Annotated in this window: 24 protein-coding genes and 2 tRNA genes; 12 read left to right on the top strand and 14 right to left on the bottom strand. The window is 69.2% G+C overall.

Annotated features, from left to right (window positions below; genetic code table 11):
* Nucleotides 1-114: 114 nt before the first annotated feature.
* Entirely contained in the window at nt 115-645 is a 531-nt protein-coding gene (locus tag PVK74_RS21160; RefSeq protein WP_274477058.1) for a pyridoxamine 5'-phosphate oxidase family protein, read from the bottom strand.
* 189 nt (nt 646-834) lie between these two features.
* Here PVK74_RS21160 and PVK74_RS21155 point away from each other — a divergent pair, with 189 nt between their 5' ends.
* A complete protein-coding gene (locus PVK74_RS21155; protein ID WP_064448033.1) occupies nt 835-1,113 on the top strand; it encodes a hypothetical protein in 279 nt (92 codons plus the stop codon).
* Nucleotides 1,114-1,195: 82 nt separating this feature from the next.
* On the opposite strand, the gene PVK74_RS21150 is transcribed toward PVK74_RS21155, so the two are convergent.
* Nucleotides 1,196-1,693, bottom strand: a complete 498-nt coding sequence (locus PVK74_RS21150; protein ID WP_274477057.1) for an SRPBCC family protein — start codon at nt 1,691-1,693, stop codon at nt 1,196-1,198.
* Nucleotides 1,694-2,432: 739 nt separating this feature from the next.
* On the opposite strand from PVK74_RS21150, the gene PVK74_RS21145 reads away from it, so the two are divergent.
* From PVK74_RS21145 to PVK74_RS21135, 3 genes are all read left to right on the top strand, one after another.
* Nucleotides 2,433-2,942: a DUF4365 domain-containing protein gene (locus PVK74_RS21145; protein WP_274477056.1), complete on the top strand. Its 510-nt coding sequence runs from the start codon at nt 2,433-2,435 to the stop codon at nt 2,940-2,942.
* A gap of 86 nt (nt 2,943-3,028) precedes the next feature.
* Nucleotides 3,029-4,120, top strand: coding sequence for a hypothetical protein (locus PVK74_RS21140; protein WP_262419414.1), 1,092 nt, complete (start codon nt 3,029-3,031; stop codon nt 4,118-4,120).
* Between the two features lie 1,349 nt (nt 4,121-5,469).
* A complete protein-coding gene (locus PVK74_RS21135; RefSeq protein ID WP_338020362.1) occupies nt 5,470-5,676 on the top strand; it encodes a tyrosine-type recombinase/integrase in 207 nt (68 codons plus the stop codon).
* Between the two features lie 43 nt (nt 5,677-5,719).
* Here PVK74_RS21135 and PVK74_RS21130 read toward each other — a convergent pair.
* From PVK74_RS21130 to gyrB, 6 genes are all read right to left on the bottom strand, one after another.
* Nucleotides 5,720-5,795 (bottom strand) — tRNA-Ala (locus tag PVK74_RS21130).
* A 10-nt stretch (nt 5,796-5,805) separates the two neighbouring features.
* Nucleotides 5,806-5,934, bottom strand: coding sequence for a DLW-39 family protein (locus tag PVK74_RS21125; RefSeq protein ID WP_013283222.1), 129 nt, complete (start codon nt 5,932-5,934; stop codon nt 5,806-5,808).
* 43 nt (nt 5,935-5,977) lie between these two features.
* Nucleotides 5,978-6,051: transfer RNA gene (locus PVK74_RS21120), tRNA-Ile, on the bottom strand.
* 144 nt (nt 6,052-6,195) lie between these two features.
* Complete coding sequence (locus PVK74_RS21115; RefSeq protein ID WP_043327671.1) at nt 6,196-7,128, bottom strand: DUF3566 domain-containing protein; 933 nt, start codon at nt 7,126-7,128, stop codon at nt 6,196-6,198.
* A 3-nt stretch (nt 7,129-7,131) separates the two neighbouring features.
* The gene (gyrA, locus tag PVK74_RS21110) at nt 7,132-10,911 is read right to left on the bottom strand and encodes an intein-containing DNA gyrase subunit A (protein WP_124778873.1); all 3,780 of its coding nucleotides are present in this window, start codon (nt 10,909-10,911) and stop codon (nt 7,132-7,134) included.
* A gap of 130 nt (nt 10,912-11,041) precedes the next feature.
* On the bottom strand, nt 11,042-12,988 hold the full coding sequence (gene gyrB / locus PVK74_RS21105) for a DNA topoisomerase (ATP-hydrolyzing) subunit B (protein WP_043327672.1): 1,947 nt from the start codon (nt 12,986-12,988) through the stop codon (nt 11,042-11,044).
* A 547-nt stretch (nt 12,989-13,535) separates the two neighbouring features.
* Between gyrB and PVK74_RS21100 the strand changes: the two genes are divergently transcribed.
* Nucleotides 13,536-14,090: a hypothetical protein gene (locus PVK74_RS21100; RefSeq protein WP_043327673.1), complete on the top strand. Its 555-nt coding sequence runs from the start codon at nt 13,536-13,538 to the stop codon at nt 14,088-14,090.
* Here PVK74_RS21100 and PVK74_RS21095 read toward each other — a convergent pair.
* On the bottom strand, nt 14,075-14,563 hold the full coding sequence (locus tag PVK74_RS21095) for a MarR family winged helix-turn-helix transcriptional regulator (protein ID WP_043327674.1): 489 nt from the start codon (nt 14,561-14,563) through the stop codon (nt 14,075-14,077). The genes PVK74_RS21100 and PVK74_RS21095 overlap by 16 nt on opposite strands.
* An 81-nt stretch (nt 14,564-14,644) precedes the next feature.
* On the opposite strand from PVK74_RS21095, the gene PVK74_RS21090 reads away from it, so the two are divergent.
* Nucleotides 14,645-14,884 (top strand): hypothetical protein, encoded by a 240-nt coding sequence (locus tag PVK74_RS21090; protein WP_274477052.1) that lies wholly within the window; start codon nt 14,645-14,647, stop codon nt 14,882-14,884.
* Here PVK74_RS21090 and PVK74_RS21085 read toward each other — a convergent pair.
* The 5 genes from PVK74_RS21085 to dnaA all read right to left on the bottom strand — a co-directional run bounded on the left by PVK74_RS21085 (nt 14,875) and on the right by dnaA (nt 21,698).
* Nucleotides 14,875-15,480 carry a DciA family protein gene (locus PVK74_RS21085; protein ID WP_043327676.1) on the bottom strand — a complete coding sequence of 202 codons (606 nt, stop codon included), beginning with the start codon at nt 15,478-15,480 and terminating at the stop codon, nt 14,875-14,877. The two genes, PVK74_RS21090 and PVK74_RS21085, sit on opposite strands and share 10 nt — an antisense overlap.
* The gene (recF, locus tag PVK74_RS21080) at nt 15,473-16,603 is read right to left on the bottom strand and encodes a DNA replication/repair protein RecF (protein WP_043327677.1); all 1,131 of its coding nucleotides are present in this window, start codon (nt 16,601-16,603) and stop codon (nt 15,473-15,475) included. The genes PVK74_RS21085 and recF overlap by 8 nt, the downstream gene beginning before the upstream one ends.
* Before the next feature lie 16 nt (nt 16,604-16,619).
* Nucleotides 16,620-17,492: a phosphogluconate dehydrogenase (NAD(+)-dependent, decarboxylating) gene (gene gnd / locus PVK74_RS21075; RefSeq protein WP_064448048.1), complete on the bottom strand. Its 873-nt coding sequence runs from the start codon at nt 17,490-17,492 to the stop codon at nt 16,620-16,622.
* Between the two features lie 40 nt (nt 17,493-17,532).
* Nucleotides 17,533-18,666, bottom strand: a complete 1,134-nt coding sequence (gene dnaN, locus PVK74_RS21070) for a DNA polymerase III subunit beta (RefSeq protein WP_043327678.1) — start codon at nt 18,664-18,666, stop codon at nt 17,533-17,535.
* Between the two features lie 1,199 nt (nt 18,667-19,865).
* Nucleotides 19,866-21,698, bottom strand: a complete 1,833-nt coding sequence (gene dnaA / locus PVK74_RS21065) for a chromosomal replication initiator protein DnaA (protein ID WP_274477051.1) — start codon at nt 21,696-21,698, stop codon at nt 19,866-19,868.
* A gap of 575 nt (nt 21,699-22,273) precedes the next feature.
* Between dnaA and rpmH the strand changes: the two genes are divergently transcribed.
* The 6 genes from rpmH (at nt 22,274) to rsmG (ending at nt 26,048) form a co-directional block, all read left to right on the top strand.
* The gene (gene rpmH, locus PVK74_RS21060; protein ID WP_018788530.1) at nt 22,274-22,411 is read left to right on the top strand and encodes a 50S ribosomal protein L34; all 138 of its coding nucleotides are present in this window, start codon (nt 22,274-22,276) and stop codon (nt 22,409-22,411) included.
* A gap of 34 nt (nt 22,412-22,445) precedes the next feature.
* Nucleotides 22,446-22,859, top strand: coding sequence for a ribonuclease P protein component (gene rnpA, locus PVK74_RS21055; RefSeq protein WP_043327680.1), 414 nt, complete (start codon nt 22,446-22,448; stop codon nt 22,857-22,859).
* A gap of 41 nt (nt 22,860-22,900) precedes the next feature.
* Entirely contained in the window at nt 22,901-23,140 is a 240-nt protein-coding gene (yidD, locus tag PVK74_RS21050) for a membrane protein insertion efficiency factor YidD (RefSeq protein ID WP_091567651.1), read from the top strand.
* Entirely contained in the window at nt 23,141-24,142 is a 1,002-nt protein-coding gene (gene yidC, locus PVK74_RS21045; RefSeq protein WP_043327681.1) for a membrane protein insertase YidC, read from the top strand.
* A 212-nt stretch (nt 24,143-24,354) separates the two neighbouring features.
* Nucleotides 24,355-24,945 carry a Jag family protein gene (locus PVK74_RS21040; protein ID WP_030499504.1) on the top strand — a complete coding sequence of 197 codons (591 nt, stop codon included), beginning with the start codon at nt 24,355-24,357 and terminating at the stop codon, nt 24,943-24,945.
* Nucleotides 24,946-25,181: 236 nt separating this feature from the next.
* The gene (gene rsmG / locus PVK74_RS21035; RefSeq protein ID WP_197494959.1) at nt 25,182-26,048 is read left to right on the top strand and encodes a 16S rRNA (guanine(527)-N(7))-methyltransferase RsmG; all 867 of its coding nucleotides are present in this window, start codon (nt 25,182-25,184) and stop codon (nt 26,046-26,048) included.
* Nucleotides 26,049-26,124: the final 76 nt, after the last annotated feature.

The following is a 26,124-nucleotide window of genomic DNA, read 5'->3' as shown; positions in this document are numbered from 1 at the left end:
TGTGTTGCCAACGGCCGCGGCCTACCGGCTTGAACGGGTCGCCCTTGGCCAGGCGGTAACGAGACCTCTGACGAAGCGAGTCCAGGACGCGCATCGGTTGGCCCGTGCTGTGGATCAGGGCTGGGACGCCACGGTGAGCTTTGCGAAGTCTGGGGCATAGACGGCCATCCAGTGCGGATGCAGCCGGTAGTAGACCACGTCGTTGTCCCAGTCGAAGAGGTCGTCGCCGTAGAAGTCCCTCAAGTACGCGAGCACGTCCGGCCAGTCCGTGGCCTGGTCGCCGTTGCGGGGGTTGAGGATCTCCACCTTGCCGTGCGTGAAGACGCCGAGGTCCTCACCGCGCATGTGTGCGGCGCTGACGGCGGGCCGCGCCGCGAGGTGGCGCGCCTTGGCGGCGTCGGGTGCCGTGCCGAAGTACCACTTGCCTCGCAGGAAGTGCCCGTCGACGCCGCTGATCCGCGGCTCGCCCTTCGCCGTCACGCTGGACAGAGCGAGGGTGCACATGCCGGTGAGGACCTGGGTGAGTTGCTCCGCGTCCAGTGTGCGCTCGGTGTTGATTATCGAGCGGAGGTGGGAGGTGGAGCCCGCGAGGGAGGCGTCGAGAAGGGCTTGAAGCTCTTCGAGATCTTGTGGGGTTTCCCGCATGGAGGTCCTTGTCTTTCCGCATCTATCTGCGCCGTGGTCCGCGCCTCTCACCGGCGCCGACCGATGAACCCATGCTTCACCCGAAACCTGACATCTTGCGTCATATTTCTTTCAACCAGCCGGCCCCGCAAGGTGACCACGGCGTGAGGCGGTCAACGCAGAAGACGACCCCTGTGAGAGCCTGTCGCGATGTCGCGTGCCCGCCTAGCGCTGACCGCCGGGGTTCTCCTGCTCATCGCCTCGTGCCTGCTGCCGTGCCTGCCGTTCCTGGATCTGTCCGGGATCTCGATGCCCTACCAGGACCCCACTCCCGAGATGCTGGAGAAGCAAGCCGCCGACATCACCGCAGCCGAACACAGACTCGCCGTCCACGCAGCCATCGCCGGCGCACTCGCCGTAATCGGCCTGGCCGCATTCATCTACGCCTGGAAGCACAGGCGGGCCCGCAAGGCCGACCACGGAATCTAGGCCAAACGTAAAGCATGTGCTGGGACGGATTCGTCAAGCATGTGGTGGGAGGTCAGGAGACTCCATATGCGGCAGACGGCCGTCACCTAGTAGGCGAGGGAGCGTCACCCGGCCGCGGGGGCGATAACACCATCGTCTGCCAGTTGCGGAACACGAAGCGGTGCACCGACTTCAACCCGACCCATAACGCCGGATACAGCACGGCGCGGCCGAACCCGCGGACTGTCACCGTCGTGGTCCGGGTGACGTGCGTGCCACGGCCAGCAGGGGCCATCTCGAATAGATCCCCGAGATAGTCAACGTAGCGGTGGAAACCGAGATCCGTCGACTCCATGTGGAACGCCAGCCGGGCTGGTGGCTCCCATACGGTGATCCGCTGCCGCACCACCCCTTGCTCCGAGACACACTGCCGGGCCGCGTCTACCTCGCCTGGGCCCTCGGGCAACCGACACATCGTCGGTCGAGGCGTACCCAGGTAGAACACCGGGCACCGGGGCTGCAGTTCGAGGCGTGAGTCGCAGAGTGCCGGCCACAGCACCTCAGGCGGGTGGGGGATCGTCCAGCGCGTACGCACGATCACGCCTCCGACGGTACTCCCACCGTCAACGGTGCAAGAGCGTCTAGCCGGACGTGTCACGGGCCCTGACCTGGCCAGATGATGTGGTGGAGCCCAGGGGACTCGAACCCCTAACCCCTGCCTTGCAAAGATCAAGACCTCCGTCGGCCAGCGTCGGTGACTGCCGCCGACCTGCTCGTCTTGTCGCCTGCCGTCGACCTTGGGCTGCATCCGTCAGTCGGCTTGGCTGTACGGATGGCTGTACAGGCATCTTCTGATCCGTAGCCCCGGGACGATGCGATCTCCTACGGCTAGCCCACGGCTCGCTCCGAGTGGTTCCGCCCCTGGCTCTTGCAGCTCAATTGGCCGCTGTACTGGACCGGCACGCACGAAGATCATCGGCAACGACCAGGGCGATCGATTGCCAAGGACGGTGAGGGTTCGCGCATCGTCGTGGCGGCGACCGGCGCGTCGGCGTCCCAGTTCTTCGTCGACCGCACCACGCCCTTGGATGCCACTTGTGCCGAAGATCAACGCTTCGCGCACCCAGTCTGGGGGCGTACGCGGTCGTGCGGCCTAGGAGCCACTCGATCCCGTCGTACCCCTGTTCGAGAATGTTCGTATGCCTGGCCGTACCTTGCACCTCCGAGCACGGCTTAGGCTGGGGAGGCCGTGTCAGCACGGATGCCATCGGAGGCAAGCTACCCTGCCGCTGTACGGTCAGGTGCCGAAGAATGCCCAGGCCAGGAGGTGTGTCAACGCTGTGAACGACAACGTTCACCAGGGGTTGCACGGGGAAGGGTTCATCTACGCTTTGGCCTGCGCAAGCGGTCTGACGACGTTCAAGATGAACCTGGACCTGGACGGAGTCGACTGGCAGGTGGCACATCCTGGCCCAAAAGGCACTACTCGGTCTCCCAAGATCGAACTGCAGGTCAAGTCCAGGTCCCAACCGGACCAACGCAACGGGTTATTCCAATGCCGCCTCCCGGTAAATAACTACAACCAGCTTGCGGGGCCCGGCTTTCAGATTCCCCGCTTTTTGGCATATGTTGTCGTGCCGGCGGAGGCAGCCAACTATGCAGTTTGCAGCACTGACCACATGCTGCTTGGAACGGCTGCGTACTGGCTTTCGCTCGCAGACGAAGACATCAAGCCGACCGGAGACGACGACCCGAAAAGCGTTGTGGTCGAGGTTCCGGTGAGCAACCTCTTAACCGTAGAAACTCTCCATGCTCTCTTGGCTGGAAATTTAGAGGGGGCGACGGTATGATTAACGCCCAGATTACCGATCGAAACGCATTGGCCGCACGCTCTCCGTCCGAGCTGGCAATGTATTTGCGTGCTCACAGCTGGGTGATGCGCGATAGGACGACTACGGGAGCTCTGTGGTTTAAGGTAGTCGACGGCGAGGAATTCGAAGCCCTTCAGCCTTTAGAGTCCGGCCTTCGAGACTACGGGTCTCGTGTCCTCGACGTTCTCCGTGTTCTGGCCGTCGCAGAAGAACGATCTGAGCTCGACGTGCTCCAGGACATCTCAAATGTGTCTATGGACGTGCACTCGGTGCGAACGTTTCCTGCCGACAGCGCTCCCGGTCTGATCGGACTTGATGACGGCGTCCAGGCGTTCGAGAGCCTGCGTAGCTTGATTGTGGCGGCTGCTTACTCCGTAAGTGCAGAACAGCCTAGAGCTGTACAGCCTGCCCGAAAGCCAGCAGAGGTGCTTAGGTTCCTTCGAGAGGTGCGAATTGGACCGAGCACCGAGGGCAGCTTTATCCTCTCGGCCCACACGCCAATACCACCACGTCTCACGTCTGGCCAACAGCCGCTATTCGATGCTGAGGCAGCCGGTATTCTAGAACCAACTGAGCCGTTTGAGCGTCGCGTCTCATTGCGTATCTACGATGCAGTCCTTGCCGCCAACAGCGCGGCGAAGGACGCGCTCGTCAGTCCTAACGGGCTTGACTCATTCACCGATTCGGTTCGGTTGGGCGTTAGCGCCAACCTATGTGAAGCGCTAGTCGGCCTAGGCGGTGAATCAGGCCATCCGTTTGATCTATCTCTCTCGGTTGCGCCAGCTCGACCTCTAGCGCATCGGGCGCTTCCGCCAATTCGCTTCAGGCGGGATCACATCCCCGTACTGGCGGCTGCAGCTCAGGAACTTAGAGAGCGCATCGCGGAAGAAGGCGTGCTCGTAGTTGGCAATGTTGTAAGACTCCATCGGGAGAGTACTGGCTCGGGCGAGATTAGTATTGCGGGCACTATTGAGGGCGAGGACCGACTTCGAAGGATCTGGATGAATCTGGTTGAAGTCGACTACGAAAAAGCGATGCGAGCGCATCAGGAGATGCGCAGCGTCTCGGTTAGAGGGGACCTTGTAAGGCGTGGAACAAGGCTCTACATGAGGAACCCATCGGCCTTTCAGGTCAATCAGGACAGTGAGGAAGACTGAGATGTCGCCCAGCTCTTTCCTGCCTCATTCGGACCGACGAAGGCGATCAGCTTGCCATCGACATTTCAACCAGTATCGACGAGTCGTCGGTACCCGCGAAAGTAGATCCTGGTGAGCCGCAAGGCGTTTCCACTCCAGTCGAAGCATAGACTTCTGTGGGCAATCGGCAGAGCTCTCTAGGCTAGCCTGGGGGCGCGTCCGTGGGGAACAACAAACTGGGCCCTCTTCGACGGCCCGCCGTTACGCCGTCACGCCATCCCACCTCAACCACCCTCGGGCCGGAATCGTTCGGCAACTCCATCTCGGAGTCGTCTGGCCCCCGCCGGAGGCATAGCTCTAACCTCCCTCCCTCACCCCACCACCCCTTCTCCACTCCAGGGCCTGGGCGACCGTGCGGAACCGTTCGGCAACTTCGTCCGCCGCGGTTAGCCTGCCGGGATCTCGTGCTGACTCGGATCGTCGGCATCGGGTGGAAGCGTGTGCGCCTGGCCCTGGTCATCCTTCGGGACTCGTCACCGGGTCACCTCACTGACCCAGGTGTGACGCGCGGGGCGGGGCGTGGGGTTCTGGCCGGCTGATTTCCGCCCCGGCGCCCTTGCGCCGGGGCCGGCGGCTCCGCAGGAGCCGTTTGCCGCGCCCCGGCCCGCGCCGCGCGGAACGCGCTTGATCCAGTACAGGCTAATTCGGCAACAGATCACCGGCTGCACTCCGAGTCGACTCGGCCAGCACGAACGCAACTCCGTGCCGTCGTCCGATATCACCTCGGCAGACCGCTGCGGCTCATCTCGTGCGTGAAGGTGACTGCCTCGTCCGCTCCGTGAGCGGTCGCCTGCCAACTCCGCCGACACCGACAGCACCGGTCCTCTTTTAACCGACCTGCTCAGGCTTCCACCTCCTCCGCGACTCAGTTCACACCATCGCCTACAAGCGACGTGCGAGGTGCGCCGGGGGCCTTGCCGGCTGACAGCGCGGAGCGAGCCTGCGGGACAGCACGAACTGACTAATCGGGCCGGAAGGGGCCGGAGAGACAACACCCCGGCCCCGCCTGAGCCTGCGCTGGCCGGATGTCGACCTGCCCGTAAGGCGCTGTTCGTTCGCCAGACGGTCCAGCGCACGGACCGCGGCTTGGAGTTCGTGCCGCCGAAGACGCACCGGTCGAGTCGGCCTCTGCCGCTGTCCGCGCTGGCGGTCCGGGCGTTGGAGGCTCAGCGGGCCCGGCAGGCCAAGGAACGACTCGCGGCGGGGAGCTGTGGTCGGACTTCGATTTGGTCTTCGCCAGCACGATCGGCACTCCGATGGAGCCGCGGAACGTCAACCGGTGATTCGAGCAGCTACGCGCGGCGGCCGGTCTGGACTGGCTGCACCTGCACGACCTGCGCCATGCATTCGCCACGTTCCTGCTCGACCAGGGCGAGGAGCTGCGCACGGTGATGGAGCTGCTCGGGCACTCCACGATCCGGATGACGTCCGACACCTATGGGCACGTCCTGCCGGCGCGGGCTCGTCAGGCTGCCTCGGCCATCGACCGGGTCCTCGGCGAGGAGGGGACGGCGTGACCGCTTGGCTGTACTCGGCACCGAGATCAACCGGGGAAAGTGCTGGTGGAGCCCAGGGGACTCGAACCCCTAACCCCTGCCTTGCAAAGGCAGTGCTCTGCCAGTTGAGCTAGGGCCCCGTGTCGGCGCTCAGCGCAGGTCGGGCGCGGTGGTCGCCTCGTGCCACAGGGCGCGCTCGTCGTTCGACGCCTTGACCTTCTTGGCCACGACGGCGGCCACACCGACGATGCCGGCCAGGATCAGGAGCTTCTTGAACATGTGCTTGACCCCTCGTGCTCGACTGCCGTCGGACGATGTGCGGTGGGGCTAGCTGGAATCGAACCAGCGACCTCAGAGTTATCAGCTCTGCGCTCTAACCGACTGAGCTATAGCCCCGCGTGGCGACGAGCAAGGTTAACCCATCGCCTCCGCCGCGCCCAAATCGGGGGGTCCGTGGCGGAAGCACCCGCGCCACCCCGAACCTACCCGGACGCACGACGCCGGGGCGACCGCTTTGCGCGGCGCCCCGGCGTCGACCGATCAGTCCCGCTCGGCGAGCGTCAGCTCGATCCCGCCGACCAGGTCGGCGCAGACGTTGTAGACGAATGCGCTGAGCGTGGCCAGCGCGGTGAACAGCACGACGTTGACCAGGCCGATCAGCGCCGACGTCAGGATCACGCCCTTGGCGGTGATCCGGAAGCCGCCGCCGCCCTGGCCGCCGCCGGCGTTCACCAGGTCGGTCAGGCTGTCGTTGACGCTCTTGAACACGCCCATCGCGTCCAGCGCGAGGTAGAGCACCGAGGTCGCCACGACGACCACGATGAAGAGCACCACGGACACCGCGAACGCGAACTTCATCACGGACCAGGGGTCGATCCGCTTCAGGTTCAGCCGGGCCCGTCGCGGCCCGCGCGACGCGGCCGAACTGACCGAGGTACGCGCGGCGCGTACCGCCTCGCCCACGCGCGCGGCGCCGACTGCGGCCGCGCCGCTGACGCCCGGCGGCAGGCCCCCGCCGTTCGCGGGCCGGGACTGGCCGGTGGCGCCGGTGGTGGTCGGACGGGCGCCGTCGGGCGACGTCTTCGGCGCGGTGCCCAGGCCGGCGCCGATACGCGGCTGGGTGCCGGTCGTACCGGTGGAGGCCCGGCCGGCCGCGGCCGGTGGCTTGATCGGCTGTGTGCTCGTGGCGTTCGCGGGCTTGGCCGCCGGAGCGGCCAGACCGTTGGCCGACGTCGGCGCGTCGACCTTTGTCTCGGCCGACGAGTCCCGGGAACCCGAGTCCTCGCCCGGCTTGTCCGGAGGCGGCGCCATGCCGGGGGCGCGGGTGAACTTCGGGGCAGGCGCATCGGCGGGAACCGTGGCCCGGCCCACGGCCGCACGGCCGGTAGCTGGTGTACCGCCCTGCGCAGCCTCCTCCTCGGCCGGGGTGGCCGAGGTCCCCTTGTTCCCCGACTTCGCCTGTGTCTCCGTCATCAACTAGTCCTGTTCGTCAGGCTCGTCGGCATTGCGAGCAATCGCCACGATAGTCACGCCGTCCGGGAGGTCCATCAGCTTGACCCCCATTGTGTTCCGGTCACGCGTACGGCGTACAGGCTTCACCGGAGTCCGGATGACGCCGCCGTTGCTGGTGATGGCGAACAGCTCGTCCTCCGGATCGATCACTACCGCGCCGACCAGGCCACCGCGTCGCTCGGTGATCTTCGCGGTCAGCACGCCCTTACCTCCCCGGCCCTGCACCGGGTATTCCTCGATCGGGGTACGTTTCGCGTAACCCCCGTTCGTCGCGACCAGAACGTCCAGACCCTCTCGCACCACCTCGACCGCGAGCAACTCGTCCTCGCCGCTGAAGCGCATGCCGATCACACCGGACGTGGCCCGGCCCATCGGACGCAGCGCCTCGTCGGTGGCGTTGAAGCGGATCGCCTGGGCGTTCTTCGACACCAGCAGCAGATCATCCTCCGGAGCGGCCAGGACCGCACCGACCAGTTCGTCCTCATCGCGCAGGTTGATCGCGATGATGCCGCCGGAACGGTTGGAGTCGAACTCCTCGAGCCGCGTCTTCTTCACCAGGCCGTTCTTCGTGGCCAGTACCAGGTAGGGCGCCACCTGGTAGTTCGGGATTTCAATGATCTGCGCGATCTGCTCGTCGGGCTGGAACGCGAGCAGGTTGGCCACGTGCTGGCCCTTGGCCACCCTACTGGCCTCGGGAAGCTCGTACGCCTTCGCCCGGTAGACCCGACCCTTGTTCGTGAAGAACAGGATCCAGTCGTGGGTAGAGCATACGAAGAAGTGGCTGACGATGTCGTCCTGGCGGAGCGTCGCCCCGCTGACGCCCTTGCCGCCACGCCGCTGCGACCGGTAGAGGTCGACCTTCGTCCGCTTCGCGTACCCGGTGCGGGTGATCGTCACGACCACGTCCTCGCGGGCGATGAGGTCCTCCATCGAGACCTCGCCGTCGAACGGGACGATCTTCGTACGCCGGTCGTCGCCCCACTTCGCGACGATCTCGCCCAGTTCCTCCGAGACGATCCGCCGCTGCCGCTCCGGCTTGGCCAGGATGTCCTTGAGGTCGGCGATCTCCAGTTCGAGCTTCGCCAGGTCGTCCAGGATGCGCTGCCGCTCCAGGGCGGCCAGCCGGCGCAGCTGCATGTCCAGGATCGCGGTCGCCTGGACCTCGTCGATGTCCAGCAGCCGGATCAGGCCCTGCCGGGCGTCCTCCACCGTGGGCGAACGCCGGATCAGGGCGATCACCTCGTCCAGCGCGTCCAGCGCCTTGGACAGACCGCGCAGGATGTGCGCCCGCTCCTCGGCCTTGCGCAGCCGGAACGCGGTCCGCCGCCGGATCACCTCGATCTGGTGCTCGACGTAGTACCGGATGAACTGGGCCAGGTTGAGCGTGCGCGGCACGCCGTCGACGAGCGCCAGCATGTTGGCGCCGAACGTCTCCTGGAGCTGGGTGTGCTTGTAGAGGTTGTTCAGCACCACCTTGGCGACCGCGTCGCGCTTGAGCACGAGCACGATCCGCATGCCGGTACGCCCGGAGGACTCGTCGCGGATGTCGGCGATGCCGGCGAGCTTGCCCTCCTTGATCAGCTCGGCGATGCGCTCGGCGAGGTTGTCCGGGTTGACCTGGTACGGCAGCTCGCTGACCACGAGCGCCGGCCGGCCACGCTTGTCCTCCTCGACCTCGACCACGGCGCGCATCCGGATCGAGCCGCGCCCGGTCCGGTACGCGTCCTGGATGCCCGCCTGGCCGACGATCAGGCCGTGGGTCGGGAAGTCCGGGCCCTTGACGATCTCCAGCAGGGCTTCCAGCGTGGTGGCCTCGTCGGCCTCCGGGTGCTCCAGGCACCACTGCACCGCCGCGCCGATCTCGCGCAGGTTGTGCGGCGGGATCTTGGTGGCCATGCCGACCGCGATGCCCTCGGAGCCGTTGATCAGCAGGTTCGGGATCCGCGACGGCAGGATCGTGGGCTCCTTGGCCCGGCCGTCGTAGTTGTCCTGCAGGTCGACGGTGTCCTCGTCGATGTCCCGCAGCATCTCCATCGCCAGCGGGTCGAGCTTGCACTCGGTGTTGTGGCTGACGAAACCGTCGGAGACGAACGAGTGGTCCTCGGTGTCCACCCGGATGCTGTAGACCGGCCGCACACCGGCGTCGGTGATCTCGGTCACCTCGGCGTAGTAGAAGCGCCCGTCGACAAGCGGCTCGACCACGTCGAGGATGCCGGGCTCGGTGATCCGGGCCGCGATCTCGTCGCGGTCCCGCTCCCAGCGCTCGATCCGGTCCACGTTGTGCCGGCGCAGCCAGTCGCGTTCGGTCCAGCGGCTCGCGCCGTGCTCGCGGACGAAGTCCCCGACGAACGGCACGTGATCGCCGGAAAGCGCGGTGCTGGTCGCCGGCACCTGGGCCAGCTCGGATTCCAGCTTGGCCTGCTTGCGGCCGAGGAAGCCGACGTGAGCGGCGAAGATCCGGGCGTCCCTACGGTTGGTGACGACGACCTTGATCTCACCGCTGTCGTACCGGCACTGCCGGCTGACCACGCCGAACTCCAGCAGCAGCTGCTGCACCTCGCGGGCCAGCCGCTCGCTGCGGGTCGAGTACGAGACCTGGATCGTGTGGCGGGGCAGCAGCGACGACGAACCGTCGCCCTCGAACAGCGCCTGGAGGAAGGCCCGCTTGACCGCGGCCGGTCCGCGCCAGACGAACTCCGGCACGAACTTGCCGGCGCTCCGCGCGCCCACCATCTCGCCGAGCACGCTCGCCCGAAGCGCGGTGAGGTCCTGCACGTCGAGCTCGTGCAGCCTGCTGCCGGAGGCGATGACCCGCTCGGCGACGTACCGAGGGCCGCCGACCGCGAGGTCGTAGGCGGTGAGGACCCGGACGAAGAACTCCCGGTCCACGTTGTTGAAGCCCGCCCGATTCTCCGACACCCACCCCTCGGACACGAACGCGCCCGCGAGCACGGCCGCCTCGACGTGTTCCAGCATCGGGTAGCCAATCTCGTCCGGCACGGTGCGCTGCAGGACCACCCGGTCGCCCGGGGCGATCTCGGCGAGCAGCTTCCACAGCAGGGTCGGCACGCCGGCCACGTCCACCAGGCAGAGCACCGGGTGGTTGTGGGTGCCGGTCAGCTCGTACCCCTCACGGGTGCGCAGCCGCAGCGTCGGGTGCTCGCCGGAGTGGAAAAACTTGCTGGCGCGGACCAGGTCGCCGTTGCGGTCGCGGACCTTGAGGTCGACGTCGGTCTCGCTGCTCGCCGCAGCGTCCGGCACGACGTCGCCGATCCGGACGGAACCCTCGGCGGTACGGATGCGGGCATCGCCGACGAGGCAGTATCGCATGGCGGCGGCCGGGTCGTTTCCGGGGGAGCCGAAGTTGCCGTTGCCGTCGACCAGCGGGTAGCGCAGCGACCAGGGCTGCGCCATCCGGACCAGCGCGTCGTAGATGGCGGAGTCGCCGTGCGGGTGGAACTGGCCCATCACGTCGCCGACGACGCGGGAGCACTTCACGTACCCGCGGTCCGGCCGGTAGCCGGAGTCGAACATGGCGTAGAGGATCTTGCGGTGGACCGGCTTGAGCCCGTCCCGGACGTCCGGCAGGGCCCGCCCGACGATGACGCTCATCGCGTAGTCGAGGTACGAGCGCTGCATCTCGACCTCGAGGCCGACCGGCTCGATCCGGTCGTGCTGGACGACCGCGGCCAGTGTCTCCGGGGTCTCCGGCTCGTTCGGGGTGGACTCGGGAGTATCGGTCACTGTTAACCCTTATCAGACTCTTCAGTCATGGTCTCGCTGTGGATAACGGCTGTGGAAAGCGTTCAGACTGTGGATAACTCTGTGGACTACCGGGCCGGCCGGTGGATCACCGGCCGGCCCGGCGCGTCCGTCAGATGTCCAGGAACCGCACGTCCTTGGCGTTGCGCTGGATGAACGACCGACGTGCCTCGACGTCCTCACCCATCAGGACGCTGAACAGCTCGTCCGCGGTTGCGGCGTCGTCGAGCGTGACCTGGCGCAGCGTGCGCGTCGCCGGGTTCATCGTGGTCTCCCACAGCTCGGGGTAGTTCATCTCACCGAGACCCTTGAACCGCTGGATGTCGTCCGGGCGGGCGTTGGGCTTCTTCTGCTGGCGCAGCGCGATCAGCCCGTCGCGTTCCCGGTCCGAGTACGCGTACTGGGCGTCGTCGCCCTTCTTGTTCCACTTGATCTTGTAGAGCGGCGGGGCGGCCAGGTAGACGTGCCCCAGCTCCACCAGCGGCCGCATGAACCGGAACAGCAGCGTGAGCAGCAGCGTCTGGATGTGCTGGCCGTCGACGTCGGCGTCGGCCATCAGCACGATCTTGTGGTAGCGCAGCTTCTCGATGTCGAAGTCGTCGTGGATGCCGGTGCCCAGCGCGGTGATCAGCGCCTGCACCTCGTTGTTCTTCAGCACCCGGTCGATGCGGGCCTTCTCCACGTTGAGGATCTTGCCGCGGATCGGCAGGATCGCCTGCGTACGCGGGTCGCGGCCCTGCTTGGCCGAGCCGCCGGCCGAGTCGCCCTCGACGATGAAGACCTCGGACTCGCGCGGGTCGGTGGACTGGCAGTCGGCCAGCTTGCCGGGCATCGAGCCGGACTCCAGCAGCGACTTGCGCCGGGCGAGCTTGCGCGCCTGCTGGGCGGCGATACGGGCCCGGGCCGCCTGGGACGCCTTCTGGATGATGATCTTCGCCTCGGCCGGGTTGCGGTCGAACCAGTCGACGAGCGACTCGTTGCAGACCCGCTGCACGAAGCCCTTGACCGGGGTGTTGCCCAGCTTGGTCTTGGTCTGGCCCTCGAACTGCGGGTCGGTGAGCTTGACCGAGATGATCGCGGCCAGGCCCTCGCGGATGTCCTCACCGGAGAGGCGCTCGTCGCCCTTGAGCAGCTTCTTGTCGGCGCCGTAGCGGTTGACGACGCTCGTCAACGCGGCCCGAAAGCCCTCCTCGTGGGTGCCGCCCTCGTGGGTGTTGATGTTGTTGGCGAACGTGTAGACCGACTCGCCGTACGACTCGTTCCACTGCATGGCGATCTCGACCGACATGCCGGTCTCCTCGGCGCCGAACTCGACCACCGTCTTGTGGATCGGGCTCTTGGAGGCGTTGAGGTGGCGGACGAAGTCGGCGATGCCGCCCTCGTAGTGGAAGGTGACCTCGCGGGTCTTGCCGTCCTCGTCCTCCGGCACCCGCTCGTCGAGCAGGTGGATGGTGAGGCCCCGGGTGAGGAAGGCCATCTCCTGGAGGCGCCGGTAGATGGTGTGGAAGTCGAAGTCGACGGTCTCGAAGACGTCGGGGTCGGGCCAGAAGGAGACGGCCGAACCGGTGCGGTCGGTCTCCTCGCCCTTCTCCAGCGGCGTCGGCTTGGAGTGGTCGTAGCGCTGGCGCCAGACGAAACCGTCCTTGTGGATCTCGACCGCCATCCGGGTGGACAGCGCGTTGACCACGGAGACGCCCACGCCGTGCAGGCCGCCGGAGACCGCGTACGCCTTGCCGTCGAACTTGCCGCCGGCGTGCAGCACGGTCAGCGCGACCTCGACACCCGGCTTCTTCAGCTTCGGGTGCAGGTCGACCGGGAAGCCACGGCCGTTGTCGGTCACCCGGACGCCGCCGTCGGCCAGCAGCACCACGTCGATGGTGTCGCAGTGCCCGGCCAGCGCCTCGTCCACCGCGTTGTCGACGACCTCCCACACCAGGTGGTGCAGACCGCGCTCGCCGGTGGACCCGATGTACATACCGGGGCGCTTCCGGACCGCTTCCAGGCCTTCGAGAACGGTGATGGACTCGGCACCGTACTTCTTGTTGTCCTCCGCTGCCACGCTCGGCCACTTTCTCGCACCGGCCGCGCGTGGGCGCGGGGGCGCGGGTTCGGCGGACAGGACGCGACGTCGGCGCGCACGGACCGCCCCTGGGATCACCAGGCACGGATCGTGTACGCCGGGCGCCACGGTTGCCCGCGGATCGCGATCGGCTCGGACCCGAGGCGGGACTATGATCGAGGGCCCGGAGGGCCCCTGCCCGTCGCTCCGTCTCGGGTCTTTCGTCTCGCTCCCAATCTTACTGTGCGGAGCCGACCAAACCGCCACTCGGCACCCTCTCCGAGGCGGCTGAGAATGCCGTAGCCGGACGAACCGCGCCTCCCGCGACTCCCCCTACACGCCAACGGGGCACCGCCGCGCCACCGGCCACCGTGAGCCGTGACGATCATCCGACCGGTGATCGGCTGCTGTCCCGACCGGGGGTCGCGGCCGGGTCCGGCGTGCCGTAGCTTTTGCGGCGCCGCCGTTGCGGTCTTGATCTTTCGCACCCGCAACCGGGACGATCGTCGAAGATGGTCCGAAAACGCTTGGTGAGAGGTGACGCCCGATGGGGCTGGACAACGTCGCGGTGCACTGGCCGCGGACCGGCCGCTTCTACGACCCGGTCGCGCCGGCCGAGTTCGTGGACTTCGGCGAGATCGTGGACGTCCCCCGGATCTCCGCGCCGACCGCCGCGCTCGCCGAGCTGATCGCCAAGACCGGCACGGTACGGGCGACCGCGTACACCGAACTGGTCGACCTGATCCTCGGGCTGGAAAATGTGCTCTACGCCACGGAGAACTCGGCCGAGGACGAGGACCCGGTGATCGACCCGGACGGCTGCTCGTGGATCGCCGAGGGCCTGGAGAAGTTCGTCGCCCGGCACCGGCCGTACGGCGAGGCGGTCACGTTCGAGTCGGTGAGCGAGGTGCTGCGCGCGTTGCTGGGTGACGGGCGGCTCGCCGAGCAGCAGCTCCGCTGGCTGGACAGCCGGCTGGACCGGCTGCGCGACGAGAGCGGCGACCCGCCGCAGTGGAACTTCACCTGCGCCGAGCTGAGCGTGCTGGCGGCCTTCTACCGGCGCTGCGCGGAGCGCGGCTTCGCGGTCTACGCCGACGCCTGACCGGGCGTCGCAGCGCCGGAAGAAGACGTGGCCCGGTTGGCAGCCGCGATCACCTCGGTCAGCGCCGTGTGCAGGTGCCGCAGGTCGGCCAGCGGCAGACCCAGGCGCTGCACGATGGCCGGCGGGATCCGCTCGGCCTGCGTCCGCAGCGCCTGCCCCTCGGCGGTGAGCGAGACGGCCAGGCTGCGCTCGTCGGCGGCGTCGCGTTCCCGCCGGATGTAGCCGGCCGCCTCCAGCCGCTTGAGCAGCGGTGACAGCGTGCCCGGGTCGAGCTGGAGCAGCCGGCTCAGATCCCGCCCGGACAGTGGCGCGTGCTGCCAGAGCGCCAGCATGACCAGGTACTGCGGGTGGGTGAGCCCCATCGGCTCCAGCAGCGGGCGGTAGACCGCGACGACGCTCCGGGCGGCGACCGACAGCGCGAAGCAGACCTGCTGCTCCAGCGCCAGGGGGTCCTCCTCGATCGGGTCGGTCACCTCGTCCTCCTCGTCGTCGTTGCGATCCTAGCAACGATTGGTGTACCAATGGTTTGCACACAAAACAGGGAGGGCGGCGGGATGAGCGACGACGAGCAGGTGGGCGACGCCTCCGGCAAGGGTGGCCGCCTGTTGGGCTGGGTGTTCCAGAACCTCGCCGGCCCCTCCCAGGTCCAGGGCGCGGTGCAGGGCGGCTCCCGGCTGGCCCGCGAAGCCTGGAAGCAGGACCTGGAACGCCGCAAGCAGTGGAGCCGCGAGCAGCGCGAACTCAAGCGCGCCCGGCGGGAGGCCCAGCGCTCGGGCGACGACGGTCAGCCGTAGGTGTCGCGGGGCCCGCGCCCGCGTACCCGCCGGGGGCCGCGCGACCACGACGGCGCAGCCGGGCCGTGAATGTGCAGCTTGCGCACCACGTTGTGGCCGACCTCGCGGGCGATCTGCTGCAACAGCGAGCCCGCCAGCAGACGCAACTGCGTCGCCCACGCCGTCGAGCGCGCCTCCACCGTCAGCTCGCCGTCCTCCAGCTTCACCGGGCGGCTGTGCTGGGCGACCTCCGGGCCGACCACCTTCTCCCACGCGCCGAACACCGTCGCCTCGGCCGCCGGCTGCTGCCAGCCCCGCGCCTTGACCAGCTTGTCCAGCACCGCACCCAGCGGCTGCGGGTCGCGCGGGTCCGGCCCCGGGCCGGAGTAGCCGCGCAGCCGCTTCTCGCCGTCGCCGCGGACCGCGCCGCGCCGCCGGGGAGCCGCCGCCTGCCGCCGGGCCTTCGCCGCGTCGAGCACCGCCCGCGCCAGTTCCGGCCCGGTCGCGCCCTCCGGCAGGTTCGCGCCCGGCTCGCCGTCCGCGGGCTTTCCCGGGGTACGCGCGTCGCGTCCCGGCCCGAGCCGCGCGGGCGGTAGCTGCACCTCGTCGTCAGACACGTCGCACCGTCCCGTCGCCCACCGCGTACCGGGTGCCGCGCAGGGTCGCCGGCACGTCGTCGTCCACAGCGCAGGTGACGAGCAGCTGGCTCGCGCCGCCCACCAGCTCGGCCAGCCGGTCCCGCCGGCCGGTGTCCAGCTCGGCGAAGACGTCGTCGAGCACCAGCACCGGCTCGATCCCGTCGGCGCGCAGCAGGTCGTACCCGGCCAGCCGCAGCGCCAGCGCGTAGGACCACGACTCGCCGTGGCTCGCGTACCCCTTGGCGGGCAGCGGGCCGAGGGTGAGCGCCAGGTCGTCGCGGTGCGGGCCGACGAGCGTGGTGCCGCGCTCGATCTCGGCGGCGCGGTTCGCGGTCAGCGCGGCGGCCAGCGCCTCCGCCAGCGCCGCGCGGTCCGCGCCGGGTTCGGGCAGCTCGACCGAGGGCCGGTACGCGATGCCCGCCGCGCCGCGGCCGGCCGCCACCGCGTCGTACGCCTTCGCCACGTGCGGGGTGAGCGCGGCGACCAGTTCCAGGCGGCCGGCGAGCAGGTCCGCGCCGTGCTGGGCCAGATGCGCGTCCCACACGGCCAGCGTCGACAGGTCACCGCCGCGTGTGCCACCGGTCTTGCGAGCGAGGTACGAGGTACGCAGCAGCGCGTTGCGTTGCTTCACCACGCGTTCGTAGTCGGCGCGTACCCCGGCGAAGCGGGGCTGGCGGGTGACCAGCAGGTCGTCCAGGTAGCGGCGACGTTCCGAGGGGTCCCCGCGGACCAGTTCCAGGTCCTCCGGCGCGAACAGCACCAGGCGCAGCGCGCCGAGGACGTCCCGGGCGCGCCGGGCCGGGGACCGGCCGAGGCGGGCCCGGTTGGCCTTGCCCGGCACGATCTCCAGCTCGACAAGCAGTTCCCGGCCCTCGTGCACCACCGCGCAGCGGATCACCGCCGAGGTGGCGCCCATCCGGACCAGCGGGGCGTCCGTGGCGACCCGGTGCGAATCCAGGGTCGCCACGTAGCCGAGCGCCTCGACCAGGTTCGTCTTGCCGACGCCGTTGGCGCCGACGAGCACGTTCGGCCCCGGCTCCAGGTCCACGCCGACGCGCTCGTACGAGCGGAAGTCGACCAGTTCGAGCCGGCGGACGTACACAGGCTGTGGATACCGGTCAGCGCTTGTGGACGGCGTGGCCGCCGAACTGCTGGCGCAGCGCGGCGACGGCCTTCATGGCGGGCGAGTCGTCCTGCCGGGAGGCGAACCGGGCGAACAGCGACGCGGTGATGACGTTGAGCGGCACGGCGAGCCGTACCGCCTCGTCCACGGTCCAGCGGCCCTCGCCGGTGTCCTCCGTGTAGCCGCTCAGCTCGGCCAGCTCCGGGTCCTCGTCGAGCGCCCGGTCCAGCAGGTCGAGCAGCCAGGACCGGACCACGGTGCCCTCGCGCCACGACTTGAACACGCCGGGAACGTTCGTGACCAGCTCGGAGGCGGTCAGCAGCTCGTAGCCCTCGGCGTAGGCGTGCATCAGGCCGTACTCGATGCCGTTGTGCACCATCTTGGCGTAGTGGCCGGCGCCGACCGGGCCGGCGTGCACGAAGCCGAACTCGCCCTCCGGCTTGAGCGCCTCGAAGATCGGCATCAGGCGCTCGACGTGCTGCTGCGCGCCGCCGACCATCAGCCCGTACCCGTTCTGCCGGCCCCAGACGCCGCCGGAGACGCCGACGTCGATGTAGCCGATGCCCTGCTCGTTCAGCCGCTCGGCGCGCGGGGCGTCGTCGCTGAACCGGGAGTTGCCGCCGTCGATGATGATGTCGCCCTCGCCGAGCACCTCGGCGAGCTCGTCGATGGTGGCGTCGGTGACGCCGGCGGGAACCATGACCCAGACCGCGCGGGGCGACTGGAGCTTCTCGGCCAGCTCAGTGAGGCTCGCGGCGTCGCTGATCTCCGGGTTGTGGTCGAAGCCGACCACCTCGTGCCCGGCGGCGCGCAGCCGCTCCCGCATGTTGCCGCCCATCCGGCCGAGTCCTACCAGGCCGAGCTGCATCTGCTCCTACCTCCGTACGTCAGGGTCGTGCTGCCTGCGATCAGCGGGACACGCGGATCGGCATGATGAGGTACCGGTACCCCGGTATGACCTCGCCATCCTCGCCGGCCGGGGAAATGACCGCGGGCTTGAACGCGTCGACGAACCGGAGCAGGGCGTGCTGGGCGCCGAGGTTGGACAGGCCGTCGATGAGGTACTGCGGGTTGAAGCCGATGGTGAGCGGCTCACCGGTGAAGGTGGCCTCCATCGCCTCGCTGGCCCGGGCCTCCTCGGTGCCGCCCGCCTCCACCACGAGGCCGTCGGCGCTGAAGCTGAGCAGCACGGGGGTGGTGCGCTCGGCGACGAGAGCGACCCGCTTGACCACCTCGATGAGCGTGGCGACGGCGACGCGGGCCTCGGCGTTGTGGTCGGCCGGGAACAGCGAACGCACCGGCGGGTAGTTGGCGCCGTCGAGCAGGCGGCTGGTGGTCCGGCGGGTGCCACCGGAGAAGCCGATCATGCCTTCGCCGGCGCCGCCGGAGGAGAGCGCCATGGTGACGTGGCCGCCGAGCGGGCCGAGCGCCTTGGCGGTGTCGTGCAGCGTACGGGCCGGCACCAGCGCGTTGAGGCTGATCTCCGGGTCGTCCGGGTTCCACTCCATCTCGCGCAGCGCGAGGCGGTATCGGTCGGTCGCCAGCATGGCCATCGTGCCGCCGCTCAGCTCGAGGCGTACACCGGTCATCATCGGCAGCGTCTCGTCGCGGCCGGCGGCCACCGCAACCTGGGCCACGGCCGTGGCGAAGGCGGCGGCGTCGACGGTGCCCGCGCTCTCCGGCATCTCCGGCAGCGTCGGGTAGTCCTCCACCGGCATGGTGGGCAGCGTGAAGCGGGCGCTGCCGCAGACCAGCTCCAGGTGGGCGCCGACGGCGGCGATGTCCACCGGCTTGGCCGGCAGGGCCTTGGTGATCTCGGCGAGCAGGCGGCCGGAGACCAGGGCGGCGCCGTCCGCGTCACCCTGCACCTCGACCGTCACCTGGCTGGAGACCTCGTAGTCGAAGCCGGAGACCTGCAGGTTGCCGTCGGTGACGCGGAGCATCACCCCGGCCAGCACCGGTACGGAGGGCCGGTTGGGCAGGCTCTTGGCGGTCCACGCGACCGCCTCGGCGAGCGCGTCGCGCTCCACTCGGAACTTCATCAATGCCTCCGCGTCGACGTCAGCGACAACTCTCTCATGCCGACCGCTGCCACCCGTCCCGCCCGACCGTGCGGGTACCCATCGCACCTTAGGGCGCGCGGGCATCGGCTGTGCGCCCGACCCCGTGGATCCAGGTGCCCGGGGTGACTGCCGACGGCAGCGCTCCGGCCCGATCCACAGGAAGTCCAACGGTGATGATTGGTTTTTGTTGTTTAGAAGAGATAACTCATCGTCTTCATCGCACCTGTGCAAACTGTGGAGAACCAACGTCTGCGCAGGTCAGACACGTTATCCACCGGTGGTTTGGCTGTGGAGAACCGGGGGTAAAACTCGTGTCCCGGTCCACAGCCCCCGCCGGCCGCCGGGTTTTCCACGGCTGTCCACCGGTTGTCCACCGCTAATCCACCGGTTTTCTCCCCAGCGCTGTGGACAGCGCCGACAGCGTCGACCGCCTTAATCCCCAGAACCTTCAACAGCTCGCCCACAGGCGACCTGTCATCTGGGGACAACGTGATCGTCATCCCCAGGCGTCCACAGCCTCGTCCCCAGGAGTTGTCCACAGTCTGTGGGTAACCGGCCGGGTGCGGACGGTGGTTGTCCACTGCCTGTGACACAGGGGCTGTGGACAAGGGGTACGAGCTGTGGATGAACACAGCGCCGATCCTGGGCCCTCCACCGGGTCGAGGGTCAACGAACCCGTGCTGTCGGCTTGCCGTCAGCCGCCTGTCGGCGTCCGCTGGTCACCTTCATCACGTCAACAGGGCGTCGACACGAGCCTTCCTCGGCGCGCCGCCCCCGTCCCCGCCCGTCCTCCGGCTCCCGCCTCGCACGTGTCGACCATGAAGTTGGCGGCAGTTGGCGCCCGGTTTGTCGCCGTCAACCTCATGATCGACGCAAAGTTTCGATGGGGCTCGGGGCCCCGGGCGACTCGTGCGAGGCCAAGCCCCGGCTCCGCAGAGATCTTGGAAGGCGAGGGCCCCTGTAGCGGCCGTTTCCTTCCAAGATCTGCGGTCGGGGTCCGTGCAGACACTGGGCGAGGCGCTCGGGTCGGCGGACTCCTGCGCAGCAGCCCCGCCCTGTTGACCAAGGAGTTCGGGGCAGGAATGACGTGTCGTCCCGACACAAACTCCTTGATCACCGCCGGAGCCGCCGGACGGGCAGTGCGCGGGCGGCGCGCGGGCGGCGTGGGAGAGCTGGGGTCAGGTGTTCTGCTTGATGCGGTTGGTCAGCTCGGCGATCTGGTTGTAGAGCGAGCGCCGCTCCGCCATCTGCTGGCGGATCTTGCGGTCCGCGTGCATCACCGTGGTGTGGTCCCGGCCGCCGAACGCCTGCCCGATCCGGGGCAGCGACAGGTCGGTCAGCTCGCGGCACAGGTACATGGCCACCTGGCGGGCGTTGACGAGCACCCGGGACCGGGAGTGGCCGCGCAGGTCCTCCAGGCTCACCCCGAAGTAGTCGGCGGTCGACACCATGATCTGGTCCGCGGTGATCTCCGGGCCGGCGCCGTCCGGGATGAAGTCCCGCAGCACCTCCTCGGCCAGCGACAGTTCGACCGAGGAACGGGTGAGGCTGGCGAAGGCGGTGACCCGGATCAGGGCCCCCTCCAGTTCGCGGATCGAGTTCGACACCCGGGAGGCGATGAACTCCAGCACGTCCGGCGGTGCGAACAGCCGCTCCTGGGCGGCCTTCTTCTGCAGGATCGCGATCCGCGTCTCCAGGTCCGGCGGCTGGATGTCGGCGAGCAGGCCCCACTCGAAGCGCGTACGCAGCCGGTCCTCCAGCGTCGCGAGCTGCTTCGGCGAGCGGTCGGACGTGATCACGATCTGCTTGTTGGCGTTGTGCAGCGTGTTGAAGGTGTGGAAGAACTCCTCCTGCGTCCGTTCCCGGTTCTCCAGGAACTGGATGTCGTCGATCAGGAGGATGTCCACGTCCCGGTAGCGGCGCTGGAACGCGCTGGTCTTGTCGTCGCGCAGCGAGTTGATGAAGTCGTTGGTGAATTCCTCGGTCGAGACGTACCGGACCGAGCGGGCGTTGCCGAGCGTCGTCGCGTAGTGCCCGATGGCGTGCAGCAGGTGGGTCTTGCCCAGCCCGGAGCTGCCGTAGATGAACAGCGGGTTGTACGCCTTGGCCGGCGACTCGGCCACCGCCACGCTCGCCGCGTGCGCGAACCGGTTGGACGAGCCGATGACGAACGTCTCGAACATGTACTTCGGGTTGAGCCGGTTGCCGCCGCTCTCCGTACCGCCGGGGAGCCTGCGGTCGGCCTGGCCGCCGCCACCCGGACGGTGGTGGTCGGCGCCACCCCGGCCGGGGCCGTTGTCGGTGGCGCCGTCGCGGGGCAGGCCGCGCATCGGCCCCGGGTCGGCGGCCGGGTTCTCCCGGTAGCGCGGCTCGTAACCCCCGGCGTCGGGAGCGGACGGCTCGATGCGCGTGCGCTCGTCGAAGGCGCGGCGCTCGGGTGCGGCGCGCAGCGGCTCGGCGAACGCGGCGCTGAAGAGCGTGTCCTGCGCGTCCCGGCCGGCGGGGATCAGGTGGGGCCGGCCGCCGTCCGCGGTCCGCTGCCGGGGCGCCGGTTCGTCCACCTGCTGTTCCGGGCGGGACTCGGCGTAACCGGGCTCGGGGCGGGAGTCGGCGTAGCCGGGCTCCGGGCGGGGCGACGGGAAGGTCGGGGCGGCCTGGTCGAAGCCGGGCAGCGGGGCGGCGCCGTCGTGCTCGGGAAGCGGTTCCGGGCTGCTGCGGTAGACGGTGCCGGCCGGGCGGGCGCCCGGGTCCTCGGTGACCCGTACGGTGACGGCCACCTGTATCGGCCGTCCGAGCCGGCGGCTCAGCGCCTCGGTGATGGTCGGGCGGAGCCGTGACTCGATCACGTCGCGGGTGAAGGCGTCCGGCACCGAGAGCAACGCGGTGTCCTCGACGATCGCCCGCAGCCGGGTGAGCCGGAGGTACGCCCGTTGCTGCGCGGAGATGATCTCGTCGGCGAGTTCGTCGGTGGTCGCCGTCCACACCGCGGCCAGGTCGGTCGCTCCGGTCACCGTCGTGCCACCCCCTCGCCTGCTCCTCACGCCCGCCCGGACGGCTGACCGGTCGTCATCCACAAGTTATCCACAGCCTGTGTACCGACCGATTGTGACCGCCCACCGGACGCGGGTCGGACCTGCCCCCCTCGATCCACGGAGGCGCTGAAGCGGGTTCACCGTGCCGAACGATTCAACAGCGTGTCCGGTCTTGCCGATCGGCGACAAACCCCGGACCCCCGACGCCGACCGCAATCGGGCACGCTAACAGCGCGGACCCCACGCCATCAACCGGCGACACCCTGACGACGTTGGCAACATCAGTGAAAACCGCCCCTTCGGTCGTCGTTCCGACGCAGGTCGGACGCCCGAGTGTGACGTTTGACGGTCATTGCGCCCCTGCGTAGGCTGGAGCGGCTGCTCTCTCGCCCTCTGCTAGGGTGATTGATGCTTGCTGTCCGTGGCTGTCACCTCGCATCGCCGGGGAGCGCGTCACGGCAGCGCCGATCGGAGGTCACCGACAAGGTGGCCTGGACCAGCACACGACCCCGGGCGATCCGCCGCGCGGGGCGTACGACAACGGAGAGCCTGACGTGAGCAAGCGCACCTACCAGCCGAACAACCGCCGGCGCGCGAAGACCCACGGCTTCCGGCTGCGCATGCGCACCCGTGCCGGCCGCGCCATCATCGCTACCCGTCGTTCCAAGGGCCGCGCCCGCCTGTCGGCCTGAGGCCGACAGGTCCGGTCCGGGGACGTGGGCAGTCGTGCTGGCCGCCGCGCAACGACTGCGGCGCAGTAGCGACTTCGCCGCAGCGGTTCGCGGTGGCCGACGCGTCGGCCGTGGCGCCGTCGTGGTCCACCTGACCATCCCCGAGCCGATCGGCACCACCGCGACACCTTCGCCGGAGCCGGCGCGGACCAGCGGTGCGGAGACCTCCGCACCGAGCCGCGCCGGCTTCGTCGTGTCCAAGGCCGTCGGCGGCGCGGTGGTCCGGAACAAGGTCCGCCGCCGGCTCCGGCACCTGGTCCGCGAGCGGCTGGCCGAGCTGCCCGCCGGCACGACCCTCGTGGTACGCGCGCTGCCGGCAGCCGCCGACGCCACGTACACCCGGCTCGGGGCCGACCTCGACGCCGCTCTCGCCGCCGCGCGTTCCCCCCGGGGACGGCGGTCGCGGTGACCGGCCCGACCGCGACTCCGTCGCCCACAAGCGGTGCCCGCATGCTGCTGGCGCCTATCATCGCGTACCGTCGGTGGATAAGTCCGGCTCTGCCGGCCCGCTGCCGGTTCTACCCGTCGTGCAGTGCCTACGCCGTGGAGGCGGTGTCCCGGCACGGTGCGCTGCGGGGCGCCTGGCTGACGGTCCGTCGGCTGTCGCGCTGCCATCCCTTCCACCCAGGTGGACACGACCCGGTTCCGGAGCCGGGCGACCGCCGCCGTGCCGACGTGACTGGAGCCTGAGTGTTTAGTCTCGACTGGATCTACTACGCGATCTCGTGGATCCTGCTGACCTGGCACTCGGCCTGGGACGCCATCGGAGTTCCGGTCGGGGCCGTGATCGGTACGAACTGGGCCTGGATCCTCGCCATCATCTTCCTGGTGGTGACGGTCCGGGTGATCCTGTTCCCGGTCTTCGTCAAGCAGATCAAGTCGCAGCGTGCCATGCAGGCGCTCCAGCCGAAGGTGAAGGAGCTCCAGGAGAAGCACAAGGGTGACCGGGAGACGCTCCAGAAAGAGATGATGGAGCTCTACCGGAAGGAAAAGGCCAACCCGCTCATGGGCTGCCTTCCGATGTTCCTCCAGATCCCGGTCTTCCTGGGCCTGTTCCACACGCTGCGCCGCCTCAGCCCGGACAACCAGGGCAAGACCCTGTACGGCTGGACTGTCGACCAGTTCAACAGCGCCTCGAACGCGACGCTCTTCACCGCGCCGATCTCCGGCAAGTTCGGCTCCACCGCCGAGGAGCTCAGCCGGCTGGGCGCGAACACCGGCACCGTCAAGGTCGTCGCCGGCATCCTGGTGATCATCATGATCGCCACCACCTACCTGACCAGCCGTCAGATGATCCTCAAGACCGGCTGGGCCGAGGACCCGCAGCAGCGCATGGTGCAGCGCCTGATGCTCTACGGCATCCCGCTGTCGCTGCTGATCTCGGGCGCGATCTTCCCGATCGGTGTGATCATCTACTGGGTCACCAACAACCTCTTCACGCTCGGCCAGCAGCAGTGGGTGCTGCGGAAGTTCCCGCCGCCGCCCACCGCGAAGAGCACCACCGCCGCCAAGAACACCGGCGGCAAGGGCCCGGTGCAGCCGGCCAAGACCGGTGGTCTGTTCGGCCGCAAGGCGGCCCAGCCGGCGGCGAAGGCCCCGGCCGCGGCGCCGAAGGTGGCCGGACCGAAGCCGGGCGCCAAGCCGGTCAACCCGAAGAAGGGCGGCAGCCGGCCCGCCAAGCGACAGGGCTGAGTTCCACCGGGCCACCGCCGCGACACCGGCGGTGGCCCGTTCCGGTCACGTGCTGCCATCCGAGGAGTCGGCGCCGGGCCGGAATCGCCGCGCGACGCGCGGCCGCGGGCGAAACTGGCCCGTACAGACGTGCCCGAGGGCAACCGGCGAACCTCCCGCCGGCCCCGGGAGACCAGCGGACCCCCGAACGGTCCGGCCGAGCGAGTACGGAGATGAGACCCGTGACCGAGACCAGCATCCCCAGCGCCGACCAGTCCCTGGACGAGGAGACCCCCGTTACCGCCGCCACCGAGACCGAGGACGCCTCGGGCGAGGCCCGGGAGAAGAAGGCCCCGGCCGACAGCGACCTGTTCCGGCAGAGTGAGATCGCCGCCGACTACGTCGAGGGTCTGCTGGACATCCTCGACTACGACGGCGACATCGACGAGCTGGTCTCCGGCGGCCGTCCGGTAGTCGAAGTGGTCGGCGGACGGCTGCAGAACCTGGTCGGCCAGCGCGGCGCGACCCTGGAGGCGCTCCAGGAACTGGCCCGGCTGGCCGTGTTCCGCCAGACCGGCACGCCGAGCCGCCTGCTGCTGGACGTCGGCGGTTACCGGGCCGCCCGGCGCAAGGAACTGGCCGCCGTGGCGAAGAACGCGGTCGAGAAGGTCAAGGAGCACGGTGAGCCGGTGCGCCTGGAGCCGATGTCCGCGTTCGAGCGCAAGTGCGTGCACGACGTGGTGAACGCGATGAGCGGCGTGGAGAGCGAGTCCGAGGGCGTCGAGCCCAACCGCCGCATCGTCGTCCGTCCGGTGACGGACTGAGGTCCGTGATCTCCGACGAGACGACGGCAGGCGCCGTGGCCGGCCCGGGTGGTACGCCGCCCGGGCCGTCGGCTGTGCGCCCCGATCCCACAGTCGACCCGGTCTTCTCCGACGACGACGGGCCGGCCGACCCGGCGTACCCGGAAAGGGCCGCGACCGACCCCGGCGAGCCCGCCTTCTCGGCCGAGCCGGCGGTGGTGACCGGGGTCGAGCCCGCCGACCCGGCGGTGGACGTGATGCCCGCGTTCTCCGGTGAGCCGGCGGCGGACGTGGCACCGGTGGCCGCGGCTGCGGCGGCCGACCCGGTGTTCGCGGAGCCGGCGGAGGACACGCCATCCCCTGTGGACGGTGCGGAGTCGACGGCCGTCCCCGACCCGGCGTCCGCGACGCTGCCGCCGGAACTGGCGGAGGCGGCCCGCGCGCTCTTCGGCGACCGGCTCGACCTCGCCGCCGCGTACGCGGAACTGCTTGCCACCGACGGCGTCGTGCGCGGTCTGATCGGCCCCCGCGAGACGCCGCGGCTCTGGGACCGGCACCTGCTCAACTGCGCGGTGGTGGCCGAGCGGATCCCGGAGGGGGCGAGCGTGATCGACGTCGGCTCCGGCGCCGGACTGCCCGGCCTGGTGCTGGCGATCGCGCGTCCCGATCTCACAGTGACGCTCGTGGAGCCGCTCGCGCGGCGTACCTCCTTCCTGATCGAGGCGGTGCAACGCCTCGGCCTGACCCGCGACGTCCGCGTCTTCCGCGGGCGGGCCGAGGAGGCGGCGGCCGGGTCGCGAGACCGGGAGCCGCTCTCCGCCGACATCGTGACCGCCCGCGCGGTGGCGCCGCTGGACCGGCTCGCCGGTTGGTGCCTGCCGCTGCTGGTCTCCGGCGGCCGCCTGGTGGCGCTCAAGGGCGCCTCGGCCGCCGAGGAGATCGCCGAGCACACCGAAGCGGTGGTACGCCTCGGCGGCGGCACGCCGGAGCTGCACCGGTGCGGCGACGGGGTGATCGAGTCCCCGGCGACCGTGATCGAGGTGGTCCGTGAGCGCGTGGTGAACCCGCGCCGGGCCAAGAAGCCGAAGCGGTCGCGTGGCGGCCGCCGTCGTGGCGACCGCTGACCGAAACGGCTGTCCGGACGCCCACCCGGTCGTTGGACCGGGTGGGCGTGACGCGATCGATCACAACCCGACATGG

Source organism: Micromonospora chalcea (assembly GCF_028768405.1).
Taxonomy (GTDB): Bacteria; Actinomycetota; Actinomycetes; order Mycobacteriales; family Micromonosporaceae; genus Micromonospora; species Micromonospora chalcea.
Note: the sequence above shows the minus strand (reverse complement) of the source record. Positions and strands in the feature narration are given on the sequence as shown.

What these genes read in the sequence shown, in the direction of transcription:
- PVK74_RS21115 (WP_043327671.1), bottom strand. Translation starts at nt 7,128, where the DNA reads ATGACGGAGACACAGGCGAAGTCGGGGAACAAGGGGACCTCGGCCACC.
- PVK74_RS21100 (WP_043327673.1), top strand. Translation starts at nt 13,536, where the DNA reads ATGGGGCTGGACAACGTCGCGGTGCACTGGCCGCGGACCGGCCGCTTC.
- PVK74_RS21125 (WP_013283222.1), bottom strand. Translation starts at nt 5,934, where the DNA reads ATGTTCAAGAAGCTCCTGATCCTGGCCGGCATCGTCGGTGTGGCCGCC.
- PVK74_RS21090 (WP_274477052.1), top strand. Translation starts at nt 14,645, where the DNA reads ATGAGCGACGACGAGCAGGTGGGCGACGCCTCCGGCAAGGGTGGCCGC.
- yidD (WP_091567651.1), top strand. Translation starts at nt 22,901, where the DNA reads ATGCTGCTGGCGCCTATCATCGCGTACCGTCGGTGGATAAGTCCGGCT.
- gnd (WP_064448048.1), bottom strand. Translation starts at nt 17,492, where the DNA reads ATGCAGCTCGGCCTGGTAGGACTCGGCCGGATGGGCGGCAACATGCGG.
- PVK74_RS21140 (WP_262419414.1), top strand. Translation starts at nt 3,029, where the DNA reads ATGCGCGATAGGACGACTACGGGAGCTCTGTGGTTTAAGGTAGTCGAC.
- PVK74_RS21160 (WP_274477058.1), bottom strand. Translation starts at nt 645, where the DNA reads ATGCGGGAAACCCCACAAGATCTCGAAGAGCTTCAAGCCCTTCTCGAC.
- rsmG (WP_197494959.1), top strand. Translation starts at nt 25,182, where the DNA reads ATGCCCGCGTTCTCCGGTGAGCCGGCGGCGGACGTGGCACCGGTGGCC.
- PVK74_RS21155 (WP_064448033.1), top strand. Translation starts at nt 835, where the DNA reads ATGTCGCGTGCCCGCCTAGCGCTGACCGCCGGGGTTCTCCTGCTCATC.
- dnaN (WP_043327678.1), bottom strand. Translation starts at nt 18,666, where the DNA reads ATGAAGTTCCGAGTGGAGCGCGACGCGCTCGCCGAGGCGGTCGCGTGG.
- PVK74_RS21040 (WP_030499504.1), top strand. Translation starts at nt 24,355, where the DNA reads ATGAGACCCGTGACCGAGACCAGCATCCCCAGCGCCGACCAGTCCCTG.